General features: G+C 71.7%; 5 protein-coding genes. All 5 read left to right on the top strand.

Annotation, left to right across the window (positions count from 1 at the left end; all coding sequences use genetic code 11):
• The first annotated feature begins 322 nt into the window (after nt 1-322).
• The 5 genes from ROTAS13_RS16805 to ROTAS13_RS16825 all read left to right on the top strand — a co-directional run bounded on the left by ROTAS13_RS16805 (nt 323) and on the right by ROTAS13_RS16825 (nt 6,546).
• Nucleotides 323-1,873, top strand: coding sequence for an ABC transporter substrate-binding protein (locus ROTAS13_RS16805; RefSeq protein ID WP_075822905.1), 1,551 nt, complete (start codon nt 323-325; stop codon nt 1,871-1,873).
• A complete protein-coding gene (locus ROTAS13_RS16810; protein WP_075822906.1) occupies nt 1,873-2,823 on the top strand; it encodes an ABC transporter permease in 951 nt (316 codons plus the stop codon). Before ROTAS13_RS16805 ends, ROTAS13_RS16810 begins: the two co-directional genes overlap by 1 nt.
• 2 nt (nt 2,824-2,825) lie before the next feature.
• The gene (locus tag ROTAS13_RS16815) at nt 2,826-4,676 is read left to right on the top strand and encodes a dipeptide/oligopeptide/nickel ABC transporter permease/ATP-binding protein (RefSeq protein ID WP_075822907.1); all 1,851 of its coding nucleotides are present in this window, start codon (nt 2,826-2,828) and stop codon (nt 4,674-4,676) included.
• Nucleotides 4,673-5,656, top strand: a complete 984-nt coding sequence (locus tag ROTAS13_RS16820; protein WP_075822908.1) for an ABC transporter ATP-binding protein — start codon at nt 4,673-4,675, stop codon at nt 5,654-5,656. The genes ROTAS13_RS16815 and ROTAS13_RS16820 overlap by 4 nt, the downstream gene beginning before the upstream one ends.
• 65 nt (nt 5,657-5,721) lie before the next feature.
• Nucleotides 5,722-6,546, top strand: coding sequence for a creatininase family protein (locus tag ROTAS13_RS16825; RefSeq protein WP_019460191.1), 825 nt, complete (start codon nt 5,722-5,724; stop codon nt 6,544-6,546).
• Nucleotides 6,547-6,637 lie beyond the last annotated feature (91 nt).

The following is a 6,637-nucleotide window of genomic DNA, read 5'->3' on the forward strand; positions in this document are numbered from 1 at the left end:
GGGGATAGCGCAAGGCCGGACCGGACAGGCGGAGCGCGGCCCCGGATGGCGGGGGAGGTGGCGCCTGTCCCGCGACAGGGTGCCGCCAGCCGGACGGGCTTTCCCGCCGGCCCTGCCTCATTCCCGGGCAGGCCGGCAACGCGCCGGCCGACATCACCCGCGAAACTGCCATGGCACGGTGATTGCTCCCGCTCCCCACGCTGCCGGGGTTGCTGTTGCGCTGCGATCGGGCCGAGCATGCGCGGGGGAGGATCGCCCGCCGCCCGGCCCGCCGGTCCGCGCGATGGGGTCTGCCTCGACAGCCCGAGACGGAGGCCTGCCGATGACGACCACCCGCCGTGCCCTTCTGGCCCGCAGCCTCGCGGCGCCTGCCCTGGCCTCGCTGGCCGCGGGCGGCGCGCTGTCCTTCCTCGGGCGCCCGGCCCACGCCCAGGCGGCCAGCGGCATCCTCCGTTTCGGCCTGTCCACCTTTCCGCCGAACCTGCAGCCCTGGGCGAGCGCCGGCGCCTCCGCCGGCACGGTGAAGATGCTGGTGCACCGCCGCCTGATCTCCTTCGACGACAAGGGCGGGCTGCGCGGCGAGCTGGCGGAATCCTGGGCGCATGAGGACGGCGCCTGGGTTTTCCGCCTGCGCCGGGACGCGATCTTCCAGAATGGCGAACCGGTGACCGCGGAGGACGTCAAGTGGACGATCGAGCAGATCGCGGGCGAGAAATCCACCGCCTACATGCGCGCGCAGTTCCAGCAGGTGACGCGCATCGAGACGCCGGACGCGAAGACGCTGAAGCTCTATACCAAGGAGCCCATCGCCACCGTCCCGATCTGGTTCAGCAACTACAACATGGCGATCGTCTGGCGGAAATCCTCCGCCAGCGAGCCGGTCGGCGCCGGGCCTTTCCGCATCGCGGGGCAGGAGCGCGGCACCTCCATCGACCTCGTGCCCTTCGACAAGTACCCGCGCCAGGGTTTCCCGAAGCTCAAGGGCGTGAAGCTCACCGTCTATGCGGACGAGAATCTGCGTGTCGCGGCGCTGCAGTCGGGTGACGTGGACCTGATCGAATACGTGCCCTGGCAGTCGATGAGTGCCATCGAGGGCGATCCGCGCCTGAAGATGCAGACGCAGTATGGCCCCTTCATGGACATCCTGTTCAACGGCGCCAAGGGCCCCTTCGCCGATCCCCGCGTGCGCCGCGCCGTGGCCCATGCCGTGCGGCGCGAGGACATCGTGAAGGCAGCTTTCTTTGGCCGCGGCAAGGTGCTGGAGGGCGTGCCGATCGCCGAGGGTACGCCCTGGTACGACGAGACGCTGGCCCATGGCTGGAACTACGACCCGGCGCGTTCCAGGGCGCTGCTGGCCGAGGCGGGCGTGCCGGACGGCTTCCAGTCCACGCTGCTCTCCACGGCGCAGTACGGCATGCACAAGGACACGGCGGAGGTGGTGCAGCAGCATCTCGCCGCCGTCGGTATCCAGTGCGAGCTGCGCCTGCCCGACTGGTCCACCCGCGTTGCCCAGGGCATGCGCGGCCAGTACGAGATCGCCATCCATGGCGTGTCCACCGACAGCAACGATCCGGACGGGCTGTCCGTGGTGATGGACACCTCGCTCTCGCCCACCCATGGCCGCTCCTACATGCTCAAGGCGCCGCGCACGGTGGAGGGGCTGGCGCGCGGCCGGGCCGAGTTCGACCAGGCCAGGCGGGCCGAGATCTACAAGGAGATGCAGCGCGCGGCGCTGGAGGAGGTGCCGCTGGTCGGCCTCGCCTGGCGCGCCCAGGGCTACGCGATGGACAAGGACGTCCAGGGCTTCACCAACCTGCCCGGCGCGCTCACCCTGCTCTCCGGCGCAACGCTGGAAGAGGTGAGCTTCGGCTGATGCTCTGGATCCTCCGCCGCGTCGGCATCTCCCTCGCCCTGGTCTGGGTGGTGGCCAGCATCGTCTTCATGGCCCTGCACCTCGTGCCGGGCGATCCGGCGGAGCTGCTGCTTTCCACCGGCGGCGTCTCCCCCGATCCGGCGGCGGTGGCGGAGCTGCGCGAGCGGCTGGGCCTCGACCTGCCGCTGATGACGCAGTACGGCAGCTTCCTCGCCGGGCTGCTGCGCGGCGACCTGGGTTCCTCGCTGGTCGATGACTACCCGGTGGCGCAGGAGATCGCGCTGCGCCTGCCGCGCACGCTGGAGCTGATCCTCGCCGGCACGCTGCTCGCCGTCGTCTTCGGCATGCCCGCCGGCACCTGGGCGGCGCTGCACCGGGGCGGCGCCTTCGACCGCATCAGCTCCGGCATTGCCGCCTTCCTGCTGGCGCTGCCGGTCTTCGTGGTCGGCACGCTGCTGGTGCTGGTCTTCGCGCAGATGCTGCGGATCATGCCGGCGGGCGGCTACGTGCCCTTCGCGCAGAGTCCTGGCCAGCACCTCATCCTGCTCACCCTGCCGGCCATCGCCATCGGCAAGGGACTGGCCGCCGTGGTCTTCCGCATGACCCGCGCCTCGGTGCTCGACGCGCTGAGCAAGGATTTCGTCCGCACCGCCCGTGCCAAGGGCCTCGGCCCCCGCCGCATCCTGGTACGCCACGTGGTGCGCAACGCGCTGACCCCGGTGCTGACCGTGCTGGCGCTGCACATGGGCTCGCTGCTCGGCGGCACGGTGCTGGTGGAATACGTCTTCAACTGGCCCGGCCTTTCCACGCCGCTGCTGCGCGCGGTGGAGGCGCGGGACTATCCCATGGTGGTCGGCATCGTGCTGGTGATCTCGGCGCTGTTCCTGCTGATCAACCTGCTGACCGACCTGCTCTACGCCGCCCTCGACCCCCGCATCCGGACGGCCTGACCATGAAGAAGCTCTGGCTTCCCGGCGCGGCCGTCGCGGTCATCATCCTGCTGGCCTTCGCCGCGCCGCTGCTCGGCCTGCCCGATCCGGTGCGGCAGGACATCACCCACCGCCTTTCCGGCCCCCTGGCCGGCAGCCCGCTGGGGCGCGACGAATTCGGCCGCGACGTGCTGTCCCGCCTGATCTGGGGGGCGCGCACCAGCCTCTCGGTTGCCTTCGCCTCCGCCATCACCGCCGGCATCCTGGGCACGCTGCTCGGCCTGGTCGGCGGCTGGTTCCGCGGGCTGGGCGAGATGCTGGCGGTGCGCAGCATGGACATCATCCTCTGCTTCCCGCCCGTGCTGCTGGCGCTGCTCGTCGTCACGCTGATGGGGCCGGGGGCAGGGACGCTGATCCTGGTCCTGTCCGTCCTCTACCTCCCCGGCTTCGCCCGCGTGACCTATGCCGAGGTCCTTTCGGCGCGCGAGCACGACTATGTGGAGGCCGTCCGCGCCCTCGGCGCTCCCACCGGCCGCATCCTGCTGCGCACCGTGCTGCCCAATGTCGCCGGGCCGATCCTGGTGCAGTTCTCGCTCGCCGTGGCCGCCGCCGTGGTGCTGGAAAGCGGCCTCTCCTTCCTGGGCCTGGGCGTGGTGCCGCCGGCGCCGTCCTGGGGCCTGATGATCCGCGGCGCGCGGGCCACGATGGAACAGGCGCCGCTGCTGCTGCTCTGGCCCTGCCTGGCGCTGACGCTGACCATCCTGGCGATGAACCTGCTCTGCGACGGGCTGCGCGACGCGGTGGACCCGCGCACCGGCGCCGGGCGGATGCGCCTGCGGGCGGTGGACCGCGTGCTGCCGGGCCTGCTGCCGCGCCGCGAGGAGGCGACGGGCGCGGTGCTGGAGGTGCAGGACCTGACCGTGGAGATCGCCACCCCGCGCGGCACGATCCGCCCGGTGGAGGGCGTCTCCTTCTCGGTGAAGCCGGGAGAGACCCTGGCGGTGGTGGGCGAGAGCGGTTCCGGCAAGTCGGTCACCGTCACGGCGGTGATGGGCCTGTTGCCGCCCGTCGCCCGCATCGCCCAGGGTGCCGCCTGGTTCGGCGAGCGCGACCTGCTGCGCCTGAAGGACGAGGAGCTCCGCAAGCTGCGGGGCGGCCCGATGGCGATGATCTTCCAGGACCCGATGAGCAGCCTGAACCCCGTCCACCGCGTGGGTGACCAGGTGGCCGAGGCGATCCTGGCGCACCAGCCGGGGCTGGGGGGCGCCGAGGCACAGAAGCGCGCGCTGGAGCTGTTCCGCCGCGTCGGCATCGCCGATCCGGAACGGCGCATGCGCGTCTTTCCGCACGAGATGTCGGGCGGCATGCGCCAGCGCGTGATGATCGCCATGGCGCTGGCCAACCGTCCGCGCCTGCTGATCGCGGACGAGCCCACCACCGCGCTGGACGTCACGGTGCAGGCGCAGATCCTCGACCTGCTGGCCGATCTCCAGCGGGAGACGGGCATGGGCATGGTCTTCATCACCCACAGCCTGGGCGTGGTGGCCGAGATCGCCGACAGCGTGGCCGTCATGTATGCCGGGCAGGTGGTGGAGCGCGGCAGCGTCGAGGCGGTCTTCCGCGCGCCGCTGCACCCCTATACCCGCGCCCTGCTGGCGGCGGTGCCGGAGGGCGAGCACCAGCCCGCCGGCATCCCCGGCGTGGTGCCGCCGCCGCATGCCTTTCCGGTCGGCTGCCGCTTCGCCCCCCGCTGCCCGCATGCCATCGCCGCCTGCGAGGCCGGGCCGCCCCCGCTGGAGGAGGCCCGCCCCGGCCGCGGCACGCGCTGCATCCGCTGGGCCGAACTCGGCGCCCTGGAGGAACAGGCGGCATGAGCCAAGCGTCCCTTCCGCTGGTCGAGGCCGACTCCCTTTCCAAGACCTTTCCCGCCAAGGGCGTCTTCCGCCGCGGCAGGCCGGTGCAGGCGGTGCGCCAGATCCATGCCCGGATCGCGCGTGGCGAGGCGCTGGGCGTGGTGGGCGAGAGCGGTTCCGGCAAGAGCACGCTCGGCCGCATGATGCTGGGCCTGCTGCCCGCCACCTCCGGCAGCCTGCGCTTCGACGGCAAGGAGATGGAGGGCATCTCCCGCGCAGAATGGCGGCGCCTGCGCCAGCGCATGCAGATCGTCTTCCAGGACCCCTTTTCCAGCCTCGATCCGCGCCGCCGCATCGGCCCGCAGATCGCGGACGGGATGGACATCCACGGCCTCGCCTCCGGCGCGGAGCAGGCGCAGCGCGTGGGCGAGCTGCTGGCCCGCGTCGGCCTCGACCCCGCCCATGCGCAGCGCTTCCCACACGAGTTCTCCGGCGGCCAGCGCCAGCGCATCGGCATCGCCCGCGCCCTGGCCACGCAGCCCGATTTCCTGGTGGCCGACGAACCGGTGAGCGCGCTGGACGTCTCCATCCAGGCGCAGGTGGTGCAGCTTCTCTCCGACCTGCGGCGCGACCTCGGCCTGGCGATGCTCTTCATCAGCCACGACCTGCCCGTGGTGCGGCATCTCTGCGACCGGGTGATGGTGATGTATCTCGGCCGCGTCATGGAGGAGGGGCCGGCCGGGGCCGTCTTCAGCCGTCCGGCGCACCCCTATACACGCGCCCTGCTCTCGGCCACGCCGCGCCTCGACCCGAAGTACCGGGTCAAGCGCATCCTGCTGGCTGGCGACCCGCCCAGCCCCTCCAGCCCCCCTTCCGGCTGCGTCTTCCGCACCCGCTGCGCCCATGCGGTCGCGGCCTGCGCGGGCGACGTGCCGGCGCTGCGGCCCTTTGGCTCACCAGGACAGGCGGTGGCCTGCATCCGGGCCGAGGCGCTCGCCTGACGGCGCCCCGGCGCGCGCCGGGGCGCCGTCCATCCCTAGTCAGAACTGTCCAGGAGTGCGTGAGAGTGGCCACCAAGACGACGCCCAAGGTGCATATGGGCACGCTGACCGGCGGCGAGGGGCGAGAGGCCTATGCGAAGAATCCGGTCATCCTGCTGCCCATGGGCAGCCACGAGGACCAGGGGCCGCATGCCCCGATGGGCGACTACCTCCTGGCCGAGAAGATCGCGGAACTCGCCGCGCTCCGCGCCACCGAGCTCGGCACGCCCACCTATGTCGCCCCGGTCCTGCCCTTTGGCGGTGCCGACTGGTTCGCGCCGATGATCGGCGGCATCGCCATCACCCAGGCGACGCTGACCAGCGTGATCACCGACATGGTGGAGAGCCTGCACCGCAACGGGCTGACGCGGATCGTCGTGATCAACGGCCATGGCGGCAATGTCGGCCCGATCGCCGAGGTGGCGCGCCGCCTCTACGAGAAGGACAGGACCATCCTGCCGAGCCTCTACCTCTGGCGCATCGGCTACGGGCTGCTTCCCGGCCTCATCGGCGCGGAGAAGGCCAGGGCGGTCTCCGGCCATGGCGCCGACCCGCTGACCAGCATCGGCCTGCACCTCTTCCCGGAGCTGATCCGCCAGGACATGGTCCCCGCCGCCGCGCCGCTGAAGAGCGACAGCGTCCTGGGCCTGCCCTTCACCGGCCTGGGCACCGCCAGCTTCGACGGCGCCGAGATCGGCATGCCCAACGCCTACGACGAGGTCTATCATGACGGCGTCGCCAAGGGTGATCCGAACCTCTCCTCCGCCGAGACCGGCGCTGCCCTGTCCGAGAAGCTGACCGACATCGTCGCCCGCTTCGCCGTCCACTTCGCCTCCCGCGTTCCGGCCTGATCGGGCCGGGGCCAGGGAGGGCTCTGCCCTCCCTGGAACCCACCCGCCAAGGGACATTGGTCCCTTGGAACCCTGTGAGCGCTCCGCGAGG

It is taken from the genome of Roseomonas sp. TAS13 (assembly GCF_001950415.1).
GTDB classification, from domain to species: domain Bacteria; phylum Pseudomonadota; class Alphaproteobacteria; order Acetobacterales; family Acetobacteraceae; genus Roseomonas; species Roseomonas mucosa.